At 62.1% G+C, this 19,084-nt stretch carries 17 protein-coding genes and 1 pseudogene; 9 read left to right on the top strand and 9 right to left on the bottom strand.

Annotation, left to right across the window (positions count from 1 at the left end; all coding sequences use genetic code 11):
* From C7G61_RS31635 to C7G61_RS31615, 5 genes and pseudogenes are all read right to left on the bottom strand, one after another.
* Positions 1-468 (bottom strand): annotated as a pseudogene (locus C7G61_RS31635) (IS21 family transposase); the annotation flags it as partial.
* A 138-nt stretch (positions 469-606) separates the two neighbouring features.
* Positions 607-849, bottom strand: a complete 243-nt coding sequence (locus C7G61_RS31630; RefSeq protein WP_145963714.1) for a hypothetical protein — start codon at positions 847-849, stop codon at positions 607-609.
* 144 nt (positions 850-993) lie between these two features.
* Positions 994-1,407, bottom strand: coding sequence for a hypothetical protein (locus C7G61_RS31625; RefSeq protein WP_108521287.1), 414 nt, complete (start codon positions 1,405-1,407; stop codon positions 994-996).
* A gap of 293 nt (positions 1,408-1,700) precedes the next feature.
* Positions 1,701-2,597, bottom strand: coding sequence for a hypothetical protein (locus tag C7G61_RS31620; protein ID WP_108521285.1), 897 nt, complete (start codon positions 2,595-2,597; stop codon positions 1,701-1,703).
* 165 nt (positions 2,598-2,762) lie between these two features.
* The gene (locus tag C7G61_RS31615; protein WP_108521283.1) at positions 2,763-6,506 is read right to left on the bottom strand and encodes a vitamin B12-dependent ribonucleotide reductase; all 3,744 of its coding nucleotides are present in this window, start codon (positions 6,504-6,506) and stop codon (positions 2,763-2,765) included.
* Between the two features lie 715 nt (positions 6,507-7,221).
* Between C7G61_RS31615 and C7G61_RS31610 the strand changes: the two genes are divergently transcribed.
* The 4 genes from C7G61_RS31610 (at position 7,222) to C7G61_RS31595 (ending at position 11,444) form a co-directional block, all read left to right on the top strand.
* Positions 7,222-8,118 carry a DMT family transporter gene (locus tag C7G61_RS31610; RefSeq protein WP_108521280.1) on the top strand — a complete coding sequence of 299 codons (897 nt, stop codon included), beginning with the start codon at positions 7,222-7,224 and terminating at the stop codon, positions 8,116-8,118.
* A gap of 32 nt (positions 8,119-8,150) precedes the next feature.
* Complete coding sequence (locus C7G61_RS31605) at positions 8,151-9,569, top strand: MFS transporter (RefSeq protein WP_108521278.1); 1,419 nt, start codon at positions 8,151-8,153, stop codon at positions 9,567-9,569.
* Positions 9,570-9,759: 190 nt separating this feature from the next.
* Positions 9,760-10,821, top strand: coding sequence for a ketopantoate reductase family protein (locus tag C7G61_RS31600; RefSeq protein ID WP_108521276.1), 1,062 nt, complete (start codon positions 9,760-9,762; stop codon positions 10,819-10,821).
* Positions 10,822-10,928: 107 nt separating this feature from the next.
* Positions 10,929-11,444: an arginine repressor gene (locus tag C7G61_RS31595; RefSeq protein WP_108521274.1), complete on the top strand. Its 516-nt coding sequence runs from the start codon at positions 10,929-10,931 to the stop codon at positions 11,442-11,444.
* Positions 11,445-11,477: 33 nt separating this feature from the next.
* Here the strand turns inward: C7G61_RS31595 and C7G61_RS31590 are convergent, their stop codons facing one another.
* Positions 11,478-11,810: an HNH endonuclease gene (locus C7G61_RS31590; RefSeq protein WP_108521271.1), complete on the bottom strand. Its 333-nt coding sequence runs from the start codon at positions 11,808-11,810 to the stop codon at positions 11,478-11,480.
* A gap of 162 nt (positions 11,811-11,972) precedes the next feature.
* Here C7G61_RS31590 and C7G61_RS44970 point away from each other — a divergent pair, with 162 nt between their 5' ends.
* From C7G61_RS44970 to C7G61_RS31580, 3 genes are all read left to right on the top strand, one after another.
* Positions 11,973-12,236 (top strand): hypothetical protein, encoded by a 264-nt coding sequence (locus C7G61_RS44970; protein ID WP_190242049.1) that lies wholly within the window; start codon positions 11,973-11,975, stop codon positions 12,234-12,236.
* Positions 12,182-12,544, top strand: coding sequence for a DapH/DapD/GlmU-related protein (locus C7G61_RS31585; RefSeq protein ID WP_244608548.1), 363 nt, complete (start codon positions 12,182-12,184; stop codon positions 12,542-12,544). The genes C7G61_RS44970 and C7G61_RS31585 overlap by 55 nt, the downstream gene beginning before the upstream one ends.
* 192 nt (positions 12,545-12,736) lie before the next feature.
* On the top strand, positions 12,737-13,789 hold the full coding sequence (locus C7G61_RS31580; RefSeq protein ID WP_190242048.1) for a TIR domain-containing protein: 1,053 nt from the start codon (positions 12,737-12,739) through the stop codon (positions 13,787-13,789).
* 57 nt (positions 13,790-13,846) lie between these two features.
* Here the strand turns inward: C7G61_RS31580 and C7G61_RS31575 are convergent, their stop codons facing one another.
* A complete protein-coding gene (locus C7G61_RS31575; RefSeq protein WP_108521266.1) occupies positions 13,847-16,081 on the bottom strand; it encodes an ATP-binding protein in 2,235 nt (744 codons plus the stop codon).
* Positions 16,082-16,099: 18 nt separating this feature from the next.
* Positions 16,100-16,504 (bottom strand): response regulator, encoded by a 405-nt coding sequence (locus C7G61_RS31570; protein ID WP_108521306.1) that lies wholly within the window; start codon positions 16,502-16,504, stop codon positions 16,100-16,102.
* Positions 16,505-16,680: 176 nt separating this feature from the next.
* Here C7G61_RS31570 and C7G61_RS31565 point away from each other — a divergent pair, with 176 nt between their 5' ends.
* Positions 16,681-17,571, top strand: a complete 891-nt coding sequence (locus tag C7G61_RS31565) for a DMT family transporter (RefSeq protein ID WP_108521264.1) — start codon at positions 16,681-16,683, stop codon at positions 17,569-17,571.
* 78 nt (positions 17,572-17,649) lie between these two features.
* On the opposite strand, the gene C7G61_RS31560 is transcribed toward C7G61_RS31565, so the two are convergent.
* Entirely contained in the window at positions 17,650-18,378 is a 729-nt protein-coding gene (locus tag C7G61_RS31560; RefSeq protein WP_108521262.1) for a BA14K family protein, read from the bottom strand.
* A gap of 265 nt (positions 18,379-18,643) precedes the next feature.
* Here C7G61_RS31560 and C7G61_RS31555 point away from each other — a divergent pair, with 265 nt between their 5' ends.
* A complete protein-coding gene (locus C7G61_RS31555; RefSeq protein WP_108521259.1) occupies positions 18,644-19,054 on the top strand; it encodes an NADH:ubiquinone oxidoreductase subunit NDUFA12 in 411 nt (136 codons plus the stop codon).
* Positions 19,055-19,084 lie beyond the last annotated feature (30 nt).

The following is a 19,084-nucleotide window of genomic DNA, read 5'->3' as shown; positions in this document are numbered from 1 at the left end:
ACCATCCATCACCTCAAGCGTCGTGCCGGCGTAATCAACGAACATGCGCTCGCCAGCGACGTGGCTCTGTCGCATAGTCGGCGACAGCCGCGCCGCCCAGGCGCCATAGAGCTCACAGTAGCGGCTGTACCCGTAACCATCCGGGTAGGCCGCGCGATGCTCCTCCCACAATAGCTGCAGCGTCACCCCTGGCCGGCGAAGCTCACGGTGGACCGCCGCCCAGTCTGGCTGCGGTCGACGCTTTGCGCCGACCGTTGGAGGTCGGTAGAGTCGGGCCTCCAGCGCCTCGTCCGTCAGGCCTTCCGGTACCGGCCAGGTGAGGCCGGCGCGGCGTGCCCGCTGGATGCACTCCCCGGCGGCCGTTGCACTCATCCCCAGGCTGGCAGCGATCTTGCGTTTGGACATGCCGGCGGCGGACAGCCGCAGCACGTCGCGAATTTTGCGCATAGGTAATCTCGGTCCTGGCATTTGCCCCCGCTCCTCGTGGAAAGGAGCGAAACCATGCCGATTCGCAGATCACCCAACGGCGCCCGTCACACCCGTCCACAGGCTGGTCGCGATCGCCCGGAATGGGTGGTCGCGATCAATCGGAACGCCTGGTCGCAATCAATCGGTACAGCCGGTCGTGATCAATCGGAACGCCCGGTCGCGATCGCTCGGTACGCGCAATGGGAAGTCGCCTTGCAGTAGAAAGGTGCCGATCAGGACCATTGGAAATGTGTAGATGGCAATCCAAATATTGGCGAGGCCATCGGGGTTCGATCTCGAAAAAGCCAGCCAGATAACCATTGCTCCCGCGATGTAGAGGGCGGGCACGACAAATTTCATCACTCTGAACAGTCTGGACAAGGCGTTTCTCATGTTGTTGCCCAACTTAAACTCATTCGCCTACAATCAAAAGCAAGTGTAGCCCGGATGAGCGAAGCGAAATCCGGGGCGGTGTTAGTGTGGTCCCGGATGTCGCTTCGCTCATCCGGCTACGCTTGCTACGGGCTATTCACCGTAAATCATGACTCGTTCAAAAACTGCTTTGCAATGCGGGCAAACGTCTTTGCTCATTAGGCGGGTCAAGTGGTAGAATTGTCCATGTTGCTGCTCGCACACCGGACAAAATGCTGCGCCCTTTGGTTTGCCGTCCTCACCCTTCTTGTATTTGAATCCCTTTACTTCGATCGTCTCAGCTGAACGCTGAAATTGCTTCTTGAGAGCTGTAATTTCAGCGTCCTTACCCGTCAGTTCTTCCTTCGCTTCCGCGAGAGCTAGCTTTATCTCGGAAAGCGCTACGGTCAGATTGGCGATCTTCAGCTTGAACTCGGCCGCATCGATAGCTTTGTCGATGCCGCGCAACTCTTGCGCTAGCTTAATAGCTTGGCCAGCGGTCGCGAGCGCTGTCATTATGTCGACCATATCTAATCCTTCAAAACAATGTAGCGAGCGTAGCCCAGATGAGCGCAGCGAGTAGGGTGGGTTAGCGCAGCGTAACCCACCGACCTGATCGCGAGAGAGCGGCGGATTACGCTGCGCTAATCCGCCCTACGAATTTATCCGGGCTACGCTTGCTCAACCAAGTTTAGCGCGTGGGGCGCGCAATAGCGGAGCGCATTGCGCCGATCTGCCCACGGAGTTGCGAGAGTCCGCCCTGCGAGCTGAATTGCGATCCCTAACGAGGGCGGTCCCGGTTTTCCCTACGCTTCACCCGGTTACGCTTGCTTCTTGTCGTCTCTCACTCGCTCGCTCTCTTCTAAGATTTTTATAAATTCTGCTTCGGAATATTCGCGCAGCCGCTTAACCATCGGTACGCCCGACAATTTCAAGATTAGTTCGATGGCGGGTTCCGCATCACTTTTATGGCCAAAGACTGAAGAGTAAATCGATCGAAAAAAGCGCCGCCAAACTTCGACCTCTTCTTCAAGTCGAATGATCCGTCTTTGCATGTAGACCCGGGTTCTCATCATTCGCCAATTGAGATTTTCTATTCCTTTGTCCGCGGTTTCTTTAATTCGGTTTGCTTCGTTGTGAAGCGTTTCTAATTCGGACCGCAGTTGCTTTCGTTGGGCAGTCATAGTCAGCGCAAAAGTCAAATATAACAATGCAGTGAAGGCGGAGTTGAAAAATGTGGATGGACTCCAGAGTTGCCGTGCGACAATTTTTGTATCTTCCAAGAGTGTTATCGTCGAACTGGAGCTGGCACGAACTCGGTTGCTTTCGAATGGGGCATCTGTGGTCACGAAAAGCGTAGCTTCACTATGAGGAGCGATGGTCTTTAATTTGACCATGCTTGGATGGGTGGAGGTCGACGTTTCAATCGAAATCGCGCCGTCGTATAGTACCGACCCGAGCCCCTTAGGCGCATCGATATAGATCGAGAGCTCATCTATCGGACGTCGTGAATAGTTCTGAATCGAAAACAGGTAGCCCGAGTTGTTACCTAACGTTACGTGCCGGTAGCGAATTTCGGCTGGTGAATAGAATTGTTCAGCCAGAACCGGCAGCCAGTAAACAAGGAATGCGATTAGTAGTGCGGCGCCGACATTCTTGAAAATATCAAGACCCGTAATCTTGGGTCCGCCCTGTTTATCGTCCTTGTCGGCCGCCATTTTCCCTCTCAAAGGCAGGTCGCATATGACATCGCTGCGGGCATTACTGTCTTACCGACCAAGCGCGCTATCCTCACGGCCGGTCTTCCTGGCTTCGCTGAACGGCGGCGCTTCATAGCGCCTCCGTTAGCGGCCTTCTGCTGCCGATGAGAGCTGAGGTGCGGCTCAGCTACACCCCGTCGTAGACCCACACGTATCGCACTTCATGCAGGTCCCGTTCCGCACCAGCGTGAAGTTGCCGCACTCCGAGCACATCTCGCCTTCGTAGCCCTTGGCCTTCGCCTCCGCCCGGCGTTCGGCCTTGGACGGGGCGACGGCCACTGCCGTGCTGCCGGACTTGCTCCATTGCAGGGCTTCCAGCTTTTCCGTCGGCGACAGGTCGTGCTGGGTTTCCTGCTTTAGCGCGACCGCGCCTTCATGGGCGTCGGAGGCGCGCCCGCTGGGGCCGTGCGAGGCGATGGCGGTGACGTTGTGGGAGCCGCGGGCATCGGCATCGACGCCGCGCATGACGACCAGATTATCCGTGCGCGAGCGGGTCAGGCCCTTGGACAGATATTTGGTGGCCTGGTGGCTGTCGGACGGCTCCTTGCCTTCCTCGACGCCTTTGCCCATCGCGTCGAAGTTGGACTCAGAGGGATCGACGTGCGCGAGATCGAAGCGCGACATGTAGCTGACCGCGAGTTCGCGGAACACATAGTCGAGGATCGAGGTCGCGTACTTGATCGAATCGTTGCCCTGTACGGGGCCCGCCGGCTCGAAGCGGGTGAAGGTGAAGGCATCGACATACTCTTCCAGCGGCACGCCGTATTGCAGGCCGAGCGAAACCGCGATGGCAAAGTTGTTGATGAAGGAGCGGAGCGCCGCGCCTTCCTTGTGCATGTCGATGAAGATCTCGCCGAGACGGCCGTCATCATACTCGCCGGTTCGCAAGTACACCTTGTGGCCGCCAACCACCGCCTTCTGGGTGTAACCCTTGCGGCGATCCGGCATCTTCTCGCGCTCGCGCATCACCACGATGCGCTCGACGAGTTTCTCGACGATCTTTTCCGACACTTGCGCGGCACGCGCGGCCATCGGCTTGTCGTAATACGCCTCGGCCGCATCGTCCTCGTCGTCATCATCGCTGATGAGCTGCGAGTTCAAGGGCTGGCTCAGCTTCGAGCCGTCGCGGTAGAGCGCGTTGGCCTTCAGCGCGAGCTTCCAGGACAGCAGATACGCCGACTTGCAATCCTCCACCGTGGCGTCGTTCGGCATGTTGATGGTCTTCGAGATCGCACCCGAGATGAACGGCTGCGACGCCGCCATCATGCGGATGTGGCTCTCGACCGACAGATAACGCTTGCCGATCTTGCCGCAGGGGTTGGCGCAGTCGAACACCGCATAATGTTCCGCCTTGAGGTGGGGAGCTCCCTCCACCGTCATCGCGCCGCAGATGTGCACGTTGGCGGCCTCGATCTCGCGCTTGCTGAAGCCGATCGCGGAGAGCAGGTCGAAGCCGGGGGCTGCGATCGCTTCCGGTGCGATGTTCAGCGTCTCGCGCAAAAAGTCCTCGCCAAAGGTCCACTTGTTGAAGGCGAACTTGATGTCGAACGCGGTCGGCAGGGCCTTTTCCACTTTCGCCAGGGCTTCGTCGGTGAAGCCTTTGGCCTTCAGTGTGGAAACATTGATGCCGGGCGAATTGGAGAGCGAGCCGTGGCCGACGGCGTAGGCCTCGATCTCCGCGATATCGGCCTCGCTGTAGCCGAGCGTCCGCAGCGCCACCGGCACCGCCTGGTTGATGATCTTCCAGTAGCCGCCGCCGGCGAGCTTCTTGAACTTCACCAGCGCAAAGTCAGGCTCGATGCCGGTGGTGTCGCAATCCATCACGAGGCCGATGGTGCCGGTCGGCGCCACCACCGTGGTCTGCGCGTTGCGGTAGCCGTTGAGCTCGCCGAGCTCGAGCGCCTTGTCCCAGGCCGCCTTGGCGTGGGTGATCACATCAGCCTGCGGGCAGGAGGCGTGATCGAGCGGCACAGGGTTGACCGCCAGCGCCTCATAGCCGCGGCTCTCGCCATGCGCCGCGCGGCGATGGTTGCGGATCACGCGCAGCATGTGCTGGGTGTTCTTCTTGTAGCCGGGGAAGGGGCCCAATTCCTTGGCCATCTCGGCCGAGGTCGCATACGCGACACCGGTCATGATCGCGGTCAGCGCGCCGCACAGCGAACGGCCTTCCTTCGAGTCGTAAGGCAGCCCCATGGTCATCAGCAGGCCGCCGATGTTGGCAAAGCCGAGGCCCAGCGTGCGGAACTCGTAGGAGAGTTCGGCGATCGCCTTCGAGGGGAACTGCGCCATCATCACGGAGATTTCGAGCACGATGGTCCAGAGCCGGCAGAGGTGCTCGTAGGATTCGACGTCGAACCGTTTTGTGGTGGTCGAATAGAAGGTGATGAGGTTGGCGGAGGCGAGGTTACACGCCGTGTCGTCCAGGAACATGTATTCCGAACACGGATTCGACGCGCGGATGTCGCCGGACGACTTGCAGGTGTGCCAGTCGTTCATGGTGGTGTTGAAGTGCAGGCCGGGATCGGCCGAGGCCCAGGCGGCGTGACCGATTTTCTCCCAGAGCTCGCGGGCCTTGAGAGTTTTTGTAATTTTCTTGTTGGTGCGGCCGATCAGGTTCCAGTCACCATCGGTCTCGACGGCGCGGAGGAAATCGTCCTTCAGCGAGACCGAGTTGTTGGAGTTCTGGCCGGAGACCGTGAGGTAGGCTTCCGAATCCCAGTCGGTGTCGTAGGTCGGGAAGTCGATCTCCTTGTAGCCTTGTTTTGCAAATTGGATGACGCGCTTGATGACGTTGTCGGACACCAGCGCGCGGCGCGCGAGCTTGATCTCGCGGCGCAGGGCAGGGTTCTTTTCGGGATCGAAGCAGTCGTCGCCGCTTCCTTCGCAGTTCACGCAGGCCTTCAGCACGGCTTTCAGGTGCTTCTGGTTGATCTTGGAGCCGGTGACCAGCGCCGCGACCTTCTGCTCCTCCTTCACCTTCCAGTCGATATAGGTCTCGATATCGGGGTGATCGGCGTCGACCACGACCATCTTGGCCGCGCGACGCGTGGTGCCGCCGCTCTTGATCGCGCCGGCGGCGCGGTCGCCGATCTTCAGAAAACTCATCAGGCCGGACGAGCGGCCGCCGCCGGAAAGCTTTTCTCCTTCGCCGCGCAGGCGCGAGAAATTGGAGCCGGTGCCGGAGCCGTATTTGAACAGGCGCGCCTCACGCACCCAGAGGTCCATGATGCCGCCCTCGTTGACGAGGTCGTCACCCACGCCCTGGATGAAGCAGGCGTGCGGCTGCGGATGTTCGTAAGCCGACTTCGATTTTGTGAGTTTCCCCGTGAACGGATCGACATAGTAGTGGCCCTGGCCGGGGCCATCGACGCCGTAGGCCCAGTGCAAGCCGGTGTTGAACCACTGCGGCGAGTTCGGCGCGACCATCTGCTTGGCCAGCATGAAACGCAGCTCGTCGAAGAACGCTTGCGCGTCTTCTTCCGTGGAGAAATACTTGCCCTTCCAGCCCCAATAGGTCCAGCAGCCGGCGAGGCGGTCGAACACCTGCTTTGCGCTGAGCTCGCTGACAAATCGCTCGGATTCGGGGAGGAGGGCGAGCGCCTCGGTGTCGGGCACCGAGCGCCACAGCCAGGACGGCACGGTCTCTTCCTCGACCTTCTTCAGGCGCGCGGCGACGCCGGCCTTGCGAAAGTACTTCTGGGCGAGGACGTCGGAGGCGACCTGCGACCAGAACTGGGGCACTTCGACATTTTCCAGCCGGAACACGATCGAACCGTCGGGGTTGCGGATCTCCGATGTCGTCAGCCTGAAATCAATCCCTGCATAGGGTGACTGGCCGGAAGTGGTGTTGCGTCGTTCGATTCGCATAGGTCGTGCCCCGTCTTGCCCGGTCCGCTTTTTGCGGTTGCCGGATGTTGTCAGTGAGCGAACCTCCCGCTCCAAGGTTGAAGACAACCTTGGGCCTGAGATCCGCCAGTTCGACCGGTGGACCCGGCCCTGTTTCTGTCTTCGCCACCCCAAGGGTTCGTCCCGCCTGCCGGCGAGGCCAACCCCTTCCAACTCAACTCCGCAACGCGTCACCTGAGCCATTCAGCTCGTTATTCGGTGCGCCGATCGCCCCGTTTCAAGGCAGACAAGCCCTCTGCCCGTGCCTCGACCGGCCGACGGAGTGCTCGTTTCGGAACCCATTTGGGAGCGACCGGCGGGACCAAAACTTAACTCGCGCCGTCCAGGAAGAAGGCTAGGCCAAACCCGTCGCGCCCGTCAAGGACTAGTACGAGTTCCTGAATCAAATACTAAATATGGTGGAAAGTGAGGGATAACAGGGGGTGCTCCCGCGCCTGTGATGGTGCCAAGTATCAGTGAGTCCTGAAGGATTCCCAAGACAAAAAATTTGTTGCGACGTGTGGAAATCCGCTTCGCCCCGCTGTTCACAGGGCAGGTATTTTTTCGCCGTTCGGGATTGCGTTGATGAGACTCACGTAGGGCTACGGACAGGGAGGTCTGACATGTCCGCGCACCCGTGGTCGCGGCCGCCGATAAGCGGCAAGGTGAGGGCCGATTCCACCCTTTGCCGGGCTCCATGACAGAATCAAAACCCACCGCGCCGGCGCGGATCGCGCCCGCAGGGCTGATGTTCCTCGCCATCACCTCGGTGGGCTGGGGTTTTAATTGGCCCGTCACGAAGTATCTCCTGAGCGAGTTGCCGCCGCTGACGTTGCGCGGCTCGACCGGCGTGATCGGCGCGGCACTGCTGGCCGTGCTGGCGCTGGCGCGCTCCCAGAGCCTGAAGGTCGAGCGGCATCTATGGCCGCGGCTGATGCTGGCGGCGCTGCTCAACGTCACCGGCTGGATGGTGCTGATGGGGTTGGCGCTGTTGTGGCTGCCGGCCAGCGAAACCGCGCTGATCGCCTACACCATGCCGGTATGGGCCTCGCTGCTGGCCTGGCCGGTGCTCGGCGAGCGGCCGACCGTCCTGCGCACGGTGGCGCTGGTGATGGCGTTCGCGGGGCTCGCTGCAATCATGGGCGGCAACGGCATTGCTGCCACGGCCGAAAAACTGCCGGGCATGGTGATGGCGCTCGGCGGCGCGTTCGGGTTCGCGCTCGGCACGGTGCTGGCGAAAAAACTGCCGGTGCCGCTGCCGCCGATCCCGGCCGCCGCCTGGCAGATCGGGCTGGGATGTTTGCCGATCGTCATCATCGGTCTCGCCGTCGAGACCACGCATATCGATGATGTGACACAGCTCGGCTGGTGGCTTTTGGTCTATTCGACCGTGATCCAGTTCTGCATCGCCTATGTGAGCTGGTTTGCCGCGCTGGCGCGATTGAAGGCGTCGGTCGCGGCGATCGGCACCATGGCGGTGCCCGTGATCGGCGTCGTCGCATCCGCGGTCGCGCTCGGCGAGCCGTTAGGGCTGACGCAGATCGTGGCGCTGGTGTTCACGCTGGCCGGTGTAGTACTGGCGACAAGGTCGTAGCCGGCAGGCAATCCCGGCGTGTGAGTCCTGGAATGGAAGCAACAGGCATGCAGCAGGACCCGGGGCGCGAGGGATGGCGATCGCTGCTCAGATGGGAGTGGATACCGACGCTCGGGATCCTGCTGGGCGGCGTGCTGCTTCAATCGATGAATGTTCTGATGCTGACGACCGTGCTGCCGTCCATCGTCGGTGAACTGGGCGGCGTCACCATGTTGAGTTGGCCGACAACCGCATTTCTTGCGTCATCCATTGTCGCGGCAAGCTGTGCCGGCATGCTCGCGGCTGCGGTCGGTCCCCGCGCAGCCTACTGCGCCGGGGTAGCGACATTCGGTCTCGGAGCGCTGCTTTGCTCGCTCGCGCCAACAATGGGCTGGATCGTCGTCGGCCGCTTGGTACAGGGATTCGGCGGTGGCCTGGAGGCGGCCGCAGCCTATGTCGCGGTGCGAGCGACTTTCCCGGAAGCCGTCTGGTCACGGACGATTGCATTGATGTCGACCAGCTGGAGCATGTCCGTCTTGCTGGGGCCGCTGGTCGGGGGAATGTTCGCCCGCTTCGGCAATTGGCGCGGCGCGTTCGTCGCGACCGCGATCGTCGCCGGCATATTGGCGGTCAGCGCCTATGTCATCCTGCCGCCGGGCACGTCGGAACGCCGGACGCCCGCAGCAAGCCTGCCGGCCGGACGCGTCGCATTGATCTGGCTCGCAATCGCCGCGATGTCTTCAGCCTCGATCGTCGAATGGCCGTTGGCCAAAGCCGGTCTGATCGTCCTTGCGATTGGCGCGCTGGCGGCGACGCTGCGGCTTGATCGTGTCGCTGCGGCGCCGCTGCTGCCGAGCGATGCGTTTTCATTGTATACGCCAACCGGCGTGGGGTTGTGGCTGGCGCTGCTGCTTTGCATCACCTTCAGCCCGTTGCAGATATACGTGCCGATCTTCCTGCAGCACTTGCGCGGACTGGATCCGCTGGCGGCCGGTTTCATGGTTGCAAGCGGCTCGCTGGGATGGACGATCGCTTCCCTCGTCACGGCCGGCGCATCCGGGTCATGGCCGGACCGGCTCATGCTGGCCGGACCGGTGGTGATGGGCATCGGCCTGATGGCTATCGCGTCGCTGCTGCCAGGCTCTGCGGCGACGCTGGTCTTGATCCCGGCCATCGTCGCACTGGGAATGGGCATCGGCCAATGCTGGCCCTTTGTCGCCCACCGGATCATGAGCGGCGCCAAAACGGGTGATGAGGTCGTCGCGGCCTCCGCGGTCCCCACCGTCCAGCAGACCGGGTTTGCCCTGGGCGCGGCGCTCGCGGGCCTGGTTGCAAATGCCAGTGGATTCTCAGCCGGGGCAACGGATGAAAGCATGATGCAAGTGGCGTTCTGGGTGCCGGCAAGTTTTGTCGTACCGGCGATCATCGCCTGCCTGGCGAGCTGGCGCCTGCGGCATCTGCGCAAGCCCTGAAGTTGTTTCGCCGGGCGGCGTCGTGCAGGAGGCGCGGGCCTAGGAATACCTCCCGTTTTATTTCCGTCTTGGCAGGCCGCTATGTGATTGTAGCGCCTATAAATTCGTTGTATGCCACGGACGAAATTTCAGCCCCGCCTGGGGCGTGGGCATCAGAGACAATCCCGGCATCACCCGTGAAAGAGAGAGTATGGCGCGCAACATTTTGATCCTTGGAGCCTCCTATGGCTCCTTGCTGGCGACAAAGCTTTTGATGGCGGGGCACAACGTGACCCTGGTTTGCCGGAAGAAGACGGCCGACCTCATCAACCGCGACGGCACCGAAGTTCGCATCAAGCTGCGCGACGAGGCGGTGCATCGTGCGATCTTCTCGCGCGATCTGCCGGGCAAGCTGGACGCGACCACGCCCGCCGAGGTCGACCTTTCGCGCTACGATCTGGTCGGCCTTGCGATGCAGGAGCCGCAATACACCAACCATACGATCCGCGTTCTGATGATCAAGATCGCCGAGGCGAAACTGCCTTGTCTTTCGATCATGAACATGCCGCCGTTGCCCTATCTCAAGCGCATCCCAGCGCTGGCGGATATGGACCTGGAGGAGGCCTATACCAATGCGCTGGTATGGGAGCGGTTTAAGCCGGGGCTGGTGTCGCTGTGTTCGCCCGATCCGCAGGCCTTCCGTCCGCCGGAAGAGGCGGCGAACGTCCTTCATGTCGGCCTGCCGACAAATTTCAAGGCCGCCGCCTTTGAAGACGCGCAGCACAACAAGATGCTGCGGGAGCTCGAAGCGGATATCGACGCGGTGACGCTGGACGGCAGGGACGTTCCGGTGAAGCTCAAAGTGTTCGACTCGCTGTTCGTACCCTTGGCCAAATGGTCGATGCTGCTGACCGGCAATTACCGCTGCATCACGCCGCACGAGCCGCAGTCGATCCGCGACGCCGTGCACGGCGACCTGAAACTCTCGCAGTCGATCTATGACCACGTCGACGGCGTCGCGCGACGTCTGGGCGCCGACCCGGCGGATCAGGTGCCGTTCGAGAAATATGCCAAGGCAGCCGAAAGCCTGCTCAAGCCGTCATCGGCGGCCCGTGCGGTCGCCGCCGGAGCGCCCTTCATCGAGCGGGTCGACCTCCTGGTAAAGCTGATTTCGCATGAGCTTGGCGCGCCCAATGCCGAGATCGACCGCACGGTGCAGACCGTCGATCAAAAACTGAACGAGAAGATCGTGTCGGGCGGCTCCGGCTCGTAGCGACGAGTGCGCGATCGCGCTTCGAGAACGCCGCGCCAGCATAGGCTGGCGCGCAAGAACATGCATGTTAAGAATTGAAGGCTGTGCAAGTTCTCGAAAATATCCCAATGCCCGGCGTCATCGCCGCCCTTCAATATGCGACCGCGGTCACGTTCCTGGTCATCGGTCTGGCAGCCTATCGGTACGGCGCCGCTGGCCAGCGTGCTGCCGAGACCGCCGTGACCAGACAGGGCTTCTCGGTTGAGATTCTTTCGCGGCACCGGGTGCGGATCGAAGAGAGCCTTGCAGAGCTGATGCTCCCCTTGGGGATAAGCGTAGTCCTCGCGACGCTCGCCACGCTCAACCTGACCGCGCCCTATATCGGCCGTATAGCGACTTGGATCATCCATCCGATCCTTCTCATCGCCGGGGGATTCATCACCGCCGGCCAGGTGTTCACGGTCCGGTTCGTGGAGGCCGAGTTTCGGAAGTCTCAAGACCCCGACGCCCGGGCGGTCGACGTCAGGGACGTCATCAACGCCGCATCCGCCGTCTTCCCGGTCTGGCTGCGTCCCATGATCGTGACCCGCTTTGTCCTCGTGACGCTCGGCTCGGCCCTGATTCTGTTGCTGACGGCCGGTTAGAGATGTGGAGCCGCGACATCTACGGATCATGCCCTAGACGTAAACCTGTTTCACCAGTTCGGGCAGGAGCCGTTTGAGCTGCCCGTGACTGAGAGGGCGCGTCGCGGCGATCTCGGCAAGCCTCCGTTGGACGTGCGGCCATTGATTCGTCTCGCGCGGGTCGGTGTCGCCTTTGGCGAGATTGCAGGGGTAGCAGGATAGCACACGGTTGCTCCGGCTGTTCTGACCTCCCTTTGAAAGCGGGATGAAGTGGTCGATGCCGGCCTTGACCTTGCCGTCCCACTTTATGCGCGGGAGTCCAATGTCACAGTAGGCGCAGCGTCCGCCCCAGTCGAAATAGCAGCGCTTGTAGGTTACGTCGGCCATTAGCCTTGGCTCTTCCCCCGAATCCCTTCGTCCAACGTATCATCCATTCATACATCAAGTCGGCATAAGACGACGCCGCAAGAGAAGAGGCTTGCGCTTTGGTCACCCCGACAGCGCGCGGCAGACCATGTTGGCCGCCTTGTCAGGGCGAGGGGGATAACGGTGAGCGCACAAGCGGGCCGGCAGAAAGAAGCCCCTTTTCAGTTTGCGGGATTGTGCAAACCTTCAGGAATGATCCGGATCATTGGCATCGCTGGTCTTATCGTTTCCGTTTTCAGCTTGGTGATGGCGTTGGCGCGGACGTCACCCGAGGAAGCGCGCACGACGCTCGGAAAGTGGCAGAGCGAGTTTAGTGGATACGCAAAAAAACCGTGGGTATCGGCAATTCTGTTGGTTGTTGTCGCCTTAAGCCTGCTCGCTTCGTAAATCAGAATTGCACCTTCTATGACCTTGGCGGGCTGGACATTGCCGATGATGTGATGATCGGACCGAACGTGAGCATCATCACGTCTGGCCATCCCATTGAACCTTCTCAGCGGCGCGCCGGCGTAACCGCGAAGCCCATCGCTATTGAGAGAAATGTCTGGATCGCAGCCGGCGCAACGATCATCGGCGGTGCGACTGTGGGCGAAAACTCTGTTGTTGCAGCGGGTTCCGTCGTCACCAAGGACGTTCCCCCAAATACTCTTGTCGGTGGGAATCCGGCGAGGATCATTCGCTCAATTGCCGAGTGAGGAAACGCCCGAAAGGGTCGAATGCAGCGGGAGCTGCTGGGCCAGCGTTAACGGTGGTAAGGTATGCTGCAAATCGGCCGAAGAAGTCGCTCTTTGCGCCACAACCGCATCTCGGAAACGAGAAAAATTGAGAGAGAATTCGTCTGAATGAAATGCGCGAGACGTGCGATTCACGTCCGTAGGAGCCTGCCCATGAAGATCGCCGCATTCGGGAGCTGGATAGTCGATTCAAAAGAAAACTGGAAATCGACAGGCAAGCAGGAGCAGTTCAAGGAAGCCTGCAACGCGATCGGTAAGGCCATCATTGCCGCAGGGCACGAGGTCATCGTCGGCAGCTCTCGAGAAAGTACGGCTGACAAACATGTTGTCGACGGAGTGTTGGCTGCACTGCCTCGCACGGAGCGCGAGGTGCGGAGTATCACGGTCATTCGACCCTACGAAGAAGTGGCCGCCTATGCTGAGCTCAGCGAAAAGTACCTGAATCGCTTTCTCTTTATCGATCGACCTGGGCTGCCGGCGGCAGCCGTCAAGGTACTCGCCGTCGCAGACGCTGACGCCGTCATCACGATCGGCGGTGGAGCAGGTACATACATGGCCGGCCTAGCCGCGATGATGGCCAAGAAGCCGCTAATTCCGATCGGGTCCTTTGGTGGAGCCTCCCGACAGTTGATCGCAGCCGCCAGGGCGTTCGACCAAGATGCCAAACCGTTGGACGCTCTGAACGCGCCCTGGGGACCGGGCGTGCTGCAGTGGGCCGAGACGATAGCCGGGCTGAGGCGGCCCGCGACAATTCTTCTGATCCACGGCCGCAGCAACGATTGGGAAAAACTGAGGTCATGGCTTTCCGACGAGCTCAAGGTCAACGTAATCGTGATGAAAGAGCAATTCGGCGATGGCAAGACATTGCCCGAGAAATTTGAGCAACTTGCCTGGGAGGCCGACGGCGCGATCGCTCTCGCAACGCCGGATGATTTCGGCGGCCTGGCGAGCCGGTCCGCGAAAGGAAAAGCCCTTAGAGCCCGCGAGAACGTTTGGATCGAATACGGTTGGTTCTGGGGACGCCTGGGAAGGAGCCGGATTCTCCTCCTTCACAAAGGTGACGTTCGGGTTCCGTCCGATCTGAACGGGCTTGAATACAATTCATATAGCAAAAAACCGACCGAACACTCTGAAACGATCCGCGTCTTCATCGAGCGGCTTGGCTGTGGAGGGCGCGCAAACTCTGAGAGCCGGGGCCGGATATGAAGGAGCGCCTGGAGCCGCTTCACATCGAGCATCGGCTCGCTCAAAACATTCGCCTGTTTACCCCGTCAGCGCGCGGCGGACCATATTCGCCAGCTGGGACTTCCGATACGGCTTGGTCAGCAGCAGCACGCCGGGGTCGAGGCGGCCCTGATGCACGATGGCGTTGTCGGTATAGCCTGATGTGTAGAGCACCTTGATGCCGGGCCGGAGCTTCAACACCTTCTCGGCCAGTTCGCGGCCGGACATGCCGCCGGGCATGATCACATCGGTGAACAGCAGATCGAACGCCTGGCCGTCTTCGATCAGGTTCAGCGCCGCCGGTCCGTTGGCGGCGCCCACCGTGCGGTAGCCGAGGCTCTGCAATTGCGTGGTGACGAAATTGCGCACCAGCGCATCGTCTTCCACCACCATGATGGTTTCGTTGCCATGCGGCAGCGGTGGCGCCGCGCTGGGGGCCGCCTCGACCTGGCCGCGGGCCGGCGGCAGATAGAGTTTGATCGTGGTGCCGTGGCCGACCTCGCTGTAGATCCGGATGTGCCCGCCGGACTGCTTGACGAAGCCGTAGACCATGCTCAGGCCAAGGCCCGAGCCCTTGCCGACCTCCTTGGTGGTGAAGAACGGCTCGAACACCTTGTCCAGCACTTCCTGCGACATGCCGGCGCCGTTGTCGCTGACCGCGAGCATCACATAGGGGCCGGGTTTCACGCCCGGATTGGCCTGCGCATAGGCTTCGTCGAGCACGACGTTGCGCGTCTCCAGCAAGAGCTTGCCGCCGTTCGGCATCGCGTCGCGGGCGTTGATCGCCATGTTGAGCAGGGAATTGGCGAGCTGCGAGGCGTCGATATGGGCGATCGCCGTTTCCTGTTCGAGGATCGAGTCCACCTCGATCTGCTCGCCGAGCGTCGGCCGAAGCAGTTTGGCGATATCGAGCACGGTGGCGTTGATGTCGACATTGCGCGGCTGCAGCGGTTGGCGGCGGGCGAAGGCGAGCAGATGCTGGATCAGTTCGCTGCAGCGTTCCGCCGCCTGGTCGATCAGTTCGGCCGTCTTCTGCAGCTCCGGCTCACGCGCAAGCCGCGCGACCAGCGTTTCGGTGGTGCCGGTGATCACCGTCAGCATGTTGTTGAAATCGTGCGCGACGCCGCCGGTGAGCTTGCCGATGGCGTCGAGCTTCTGCGCTTGCTGCAGCTTGTGTTCGGTTTCGCGCGAGGCGGTGGCGTCGTGATAGACCAGCGCGGCGCCGCTGATGGCGCCCGCGGCATCGCGCAGCGGCCGCCCGCTGATCAGGAGATGAACCGGCGGATTGCCGCTGACGGGGCGTACCACGATCTCGATGGCGTCAAAGCTTTCGCCGCGCAGCGCACGCGAGGCGGGCATGTCGTGGACCAGCAGCGGCGTGACGCCGTCGGCATGAAACACCGTGCTGAGCGAGCGCAGCAGTTCCACCGTCATTCCCGGCCGGTAGCGCAGCATCTTCTCGGCGGCCGGATTGGAGAGCAAAACCTCGCCTTTGGTGTCGATGACCAGCACCGCCTCCGCCATGCTGTGAAAGGTGCTGCGCAGCACGGCTGCCGAAAGCCTGAGTTCGTCATGCGCGGCAACCAGATGCTCGGTGCGCTCGGCGACCGCGGCCTCCAGCGCCTCGTTGGTGGCCTGGGTGGCACTCAGCGAATCCTGCAGTGCCCGGCGCGAGCGGCGGGCCGACACCGTCAGAACGGTGGCGAGGATCAGAATCAGCGCGACGCCGGCGAGATCGATCGCCAGCAGGAACCTGCCGATGGTTTCGGATTCGGCGCGTCTGGCGAACAGCAGCCGGCGCTCTTCCGCCACCGTCCTTTCGAGGTTCCCGGCGATCACGGCCGTCGCCGCACGGTCTTCCTGGCCGACAAGCGCCGCGACCGCGGCGGTGTCTCCCATGATTCGGCGCCTGATCAGCTCGCCATTGACCGTAACCTGGCGCTCCACCAGCGCGTTGGTCTCTTCGATGAGCTGCTTTTCGACTGGATTGTCCTTGGCGGCCTCGATCAGCGCCGCCAGCGCCGGCAGGATCGCGTCGCTGGCCTCGCGATATTCCCTGGCGAATTCCTGATCGCCGTTGATTGCGAAGGCGCGCGCCGCGCTTTCGGCCCGGCGCAGCAGCGGGCGCATGTCCGAGATTTTGCCGAGTATGCCGAGCGCACGGTCGACGGAAGCGGTATCGGACCGCGACTTGAGGTCCAAACCGATCGAGGCAGCGCCGATAACGAGGAGGATGGCGAGGCCAATCCCAAGAATGATACGCTGCGAGGGCATTGCCAGTTGCTTACTTCACTATCTCGAGTGGCGCGCAGAAACTTTCGGTGTGGCGATGCACTGTTTGAGCGAGGTCAACAGCGCATCCGGCGTGAAGGGCTTGCGCAGGCAGCATGCCGCGCCGAGCTCGATGGTCATCCGCAGGAAATCCGGCGCGCGCTCGGTGTTGGCGAAGGCGTAGCCCGACATCGCGACGATCGGCAGGTCCGGCCTGCGCTCGTGAAACATCCGGATCGATTCGAAGCCGCGCATATGCGGCATGAACACGTCGATCAGCATGACGTCGAAATCGGAGGATTCGAGTGCGCGCATTCCCGCTTCACCACCGTCGGCAACGGTGACCTCGAAACCCTTGCGGGTCAGACAAACCTCGATGGCAACGTAGACCATCGGGTCGTCATCGACCACGAGAACGCGCGGCACGATGATTCCTTCTTCCTCGGGCGGCGGCCAGGTGACCAGCACATCCCATGTGACGATTAAGTCGAAACGCCGACAGGTCGTCTGTATGATAGAGTGCACATAAAAGTTGTTGAGGGCAATTACGTTTAGCTGTGTCAGAACGAGAACAATCCACCGGTTCCGGAGCTGCGCCTGCCATGCCCCCGATCGATCGCGCGGGGCGGCTGTCGCCGCTCGGGTTCGTCCTGCTCGCCATTACGTCGGTCGGGTGGGGCCTCAACTTCCCGATCATGAAACATTTACTGACGGAATGGCCGCCATTGTCCTCGCGCGGCTTGTGCGGCATCGCCGGCGCTGCGGCATTGGCGCTGATTGCGCTCGCGCGGCGGCAAAAATTGAGCGTGCCGCGGCCGATGTGGCTAAGATTGCTAATTGTTTCCATGCTGACGATCGGCGGCTGGGTCGCGTTCATGGGACTGGCGCTGTTGTGGCTCAGTGCCAGCGAGGCCGCGGTGCTCGGCATATCGATCCCGGTCTGGGTGGCACTTCTGGCATGGCCGATCCTGGGGGAGCGGCTGTCGCCGCTGCGCGCCGTCGCGCTGACGGTCGCGCTCGCCGGCATCGCCGTGCTGATCGGCGGCAACGGCATTGAGGCCAGCGTCGATAAATTGCCGGGCGTCGCGTGCGCGCTGGCTGGTGCGGTGTGCGTCGGCCTCGGCACCGTGCTGACCAAGCATTTTCCGCTGGCGATGCCGCCGCTGTCGCTGGCCGCTTGGCAGATCGGGCTCGGCTGCCTGCCGATCGCGATCGTTGGGCTTGCGGTCGAGCAGCCGCAACTGGCAGCGCTATCATATGTCGGCTGGCTGTCGCTGCTCTACATGACGCTGGTCCAGTTCTGCCTTTGCCATGTGTGCTGGTTTGCCGCGCTGGAGCGGCTGTCGGCGGCGACGGCTTCGATTGGAACCCTGCTGGTCCCGGTCATCGGGGTGCTTGCGGCGGCGGCGATGCTGCGCGAACCGCTCGGCCTGCGCGAAATCTCGGCGCTGGCGTTCACGCTCGGTGGGGTCGCGGTGGCGCTGCGCGCGTAATTTCGCACACGAAAAGGGCGGCGCAGTAAGAATGCGCCGCCCTTCGAACTAACGATATCCTGCTATTGCGCGGTCCTTCTATTGCGCGGGGCAGGGATGCCGTAGTCCGTCATTGCCGAGATAGGTTCCCGACGCCGGATCGTAGGACCGGTATCTCCGCGTGCAATACGCCACAGCATCATCGTCGGCCGGGGGCGCTTCGGCTACTACGCTGTCGTCGTAATATCCATACGAGTCATCGTAGTAGGCGGGGCTGTCGTAATAGCCATAACTCGACCCGATGCCGGCGCCGATCGCGAAGCCGGGCCAGAAGCCACGGTGATGACGATGGTAACGGCCGCCGTAGTAGCCGCTACCCGCGACGGCACCTGCACCGACGCCGGGCGCGGGCCGGACGAAGCCGGGGCGGCCTTCCGTGCCGGCAACCGCGCCAGCCCGGAAGCCGGGACTTCCGCTGGGCGCAACGGCCACGCCACCACCTCTGAAGCCACCGCCACCGCTGGGTGCAACGGCCACGCCGCCACCTCTGAAGCCACCACCACCGCTGGGTGCAGCGGCCATGCCGCCACCCCTAAAGCCGCCACCACCGCCGGGTGCGGCGACGGAGCCGCCGCCACCGCCTCTAAAGCCACCGCCACCGCCAATGGCTGCGCCGCCGCCACCACCGCCGCCGGCCCTGGCACCGCCGCCACCGGCCGCCATGCCGCCTCTGCCTTCCTGGGCCTGGGCGGCGCTGATACTCGACGCGACTATCGGCAACACAAGCGCGATCGCCGCTGCTGTACTCAAAACTTTCAGATTAATCATCGTAGGCTCCATTTCCGGGATAGGGGTTCCAACCATCTTCGGAGGTGGACGTTCCCAAACCCACGCACTGATCGTGCGCATACCGAGCCTGTCCCGCCGGAGCTGTATGCGAAATGAACGAATTGCGCCGGTTCCGCGGCAACTGCCGCCGAAATGTGCCGTGTGGACCAAGGCGACGGGCAGGACGGGAAACAGCCTTTGGCTGGACAATTCGCCCCGCCGATGGCATCAGAGCGACACGTCACCTCGAACCGGCCGAGCCCTCATGAAGCAGTTTCTGCTCAAATTTTTCACTTGGTGGAACGGCCAGACGTTCGGCACGCAATTGTGGACGTGGCGATTCGGCGAGCTGGTCGGCCAGGACGAGCAGGGCAACCGTTACTATCGCACCAAGGGCCGCAAGATCGATCCGACGCTCGGCTTCGAGCGGCGCTGGGTGGTCTATAACGGTTATGCCGAGGCGAGCCGGGTGCCGCCATCGTGGCATGGCTGGCTGCATCACACCGTCGACGTTGCCCCGACCGAGGAGAGCTACACGCCGCGGGAATGGGAAAAGCCGCACGTTCCCAACCTGACCGGCACGCCCGCAGCCTACCGTCCGTCCGGCTCGACGCTGGCCAGCGGCCGCCGCCCCAAGGCGACCGGCGATTATCAGGCCTGGACGCCCGGAAGCTGAACTCCGGAAGCTGAACTCTCGGCAAGTTTA

This window comes from Bradyrhizobium algeriense (genome assembly GCF_003062295.1).
Lineage (GTDB): Bacteria > Pseudomonadota > Alphaproteobacteria > Rhizobiales > Xanthobacteraceae > Bradyrhizobium > Bradyrhizobium algeriense.
This window is presented reverse-complemented; position numbering and strand designations above follow the sequence as displayed.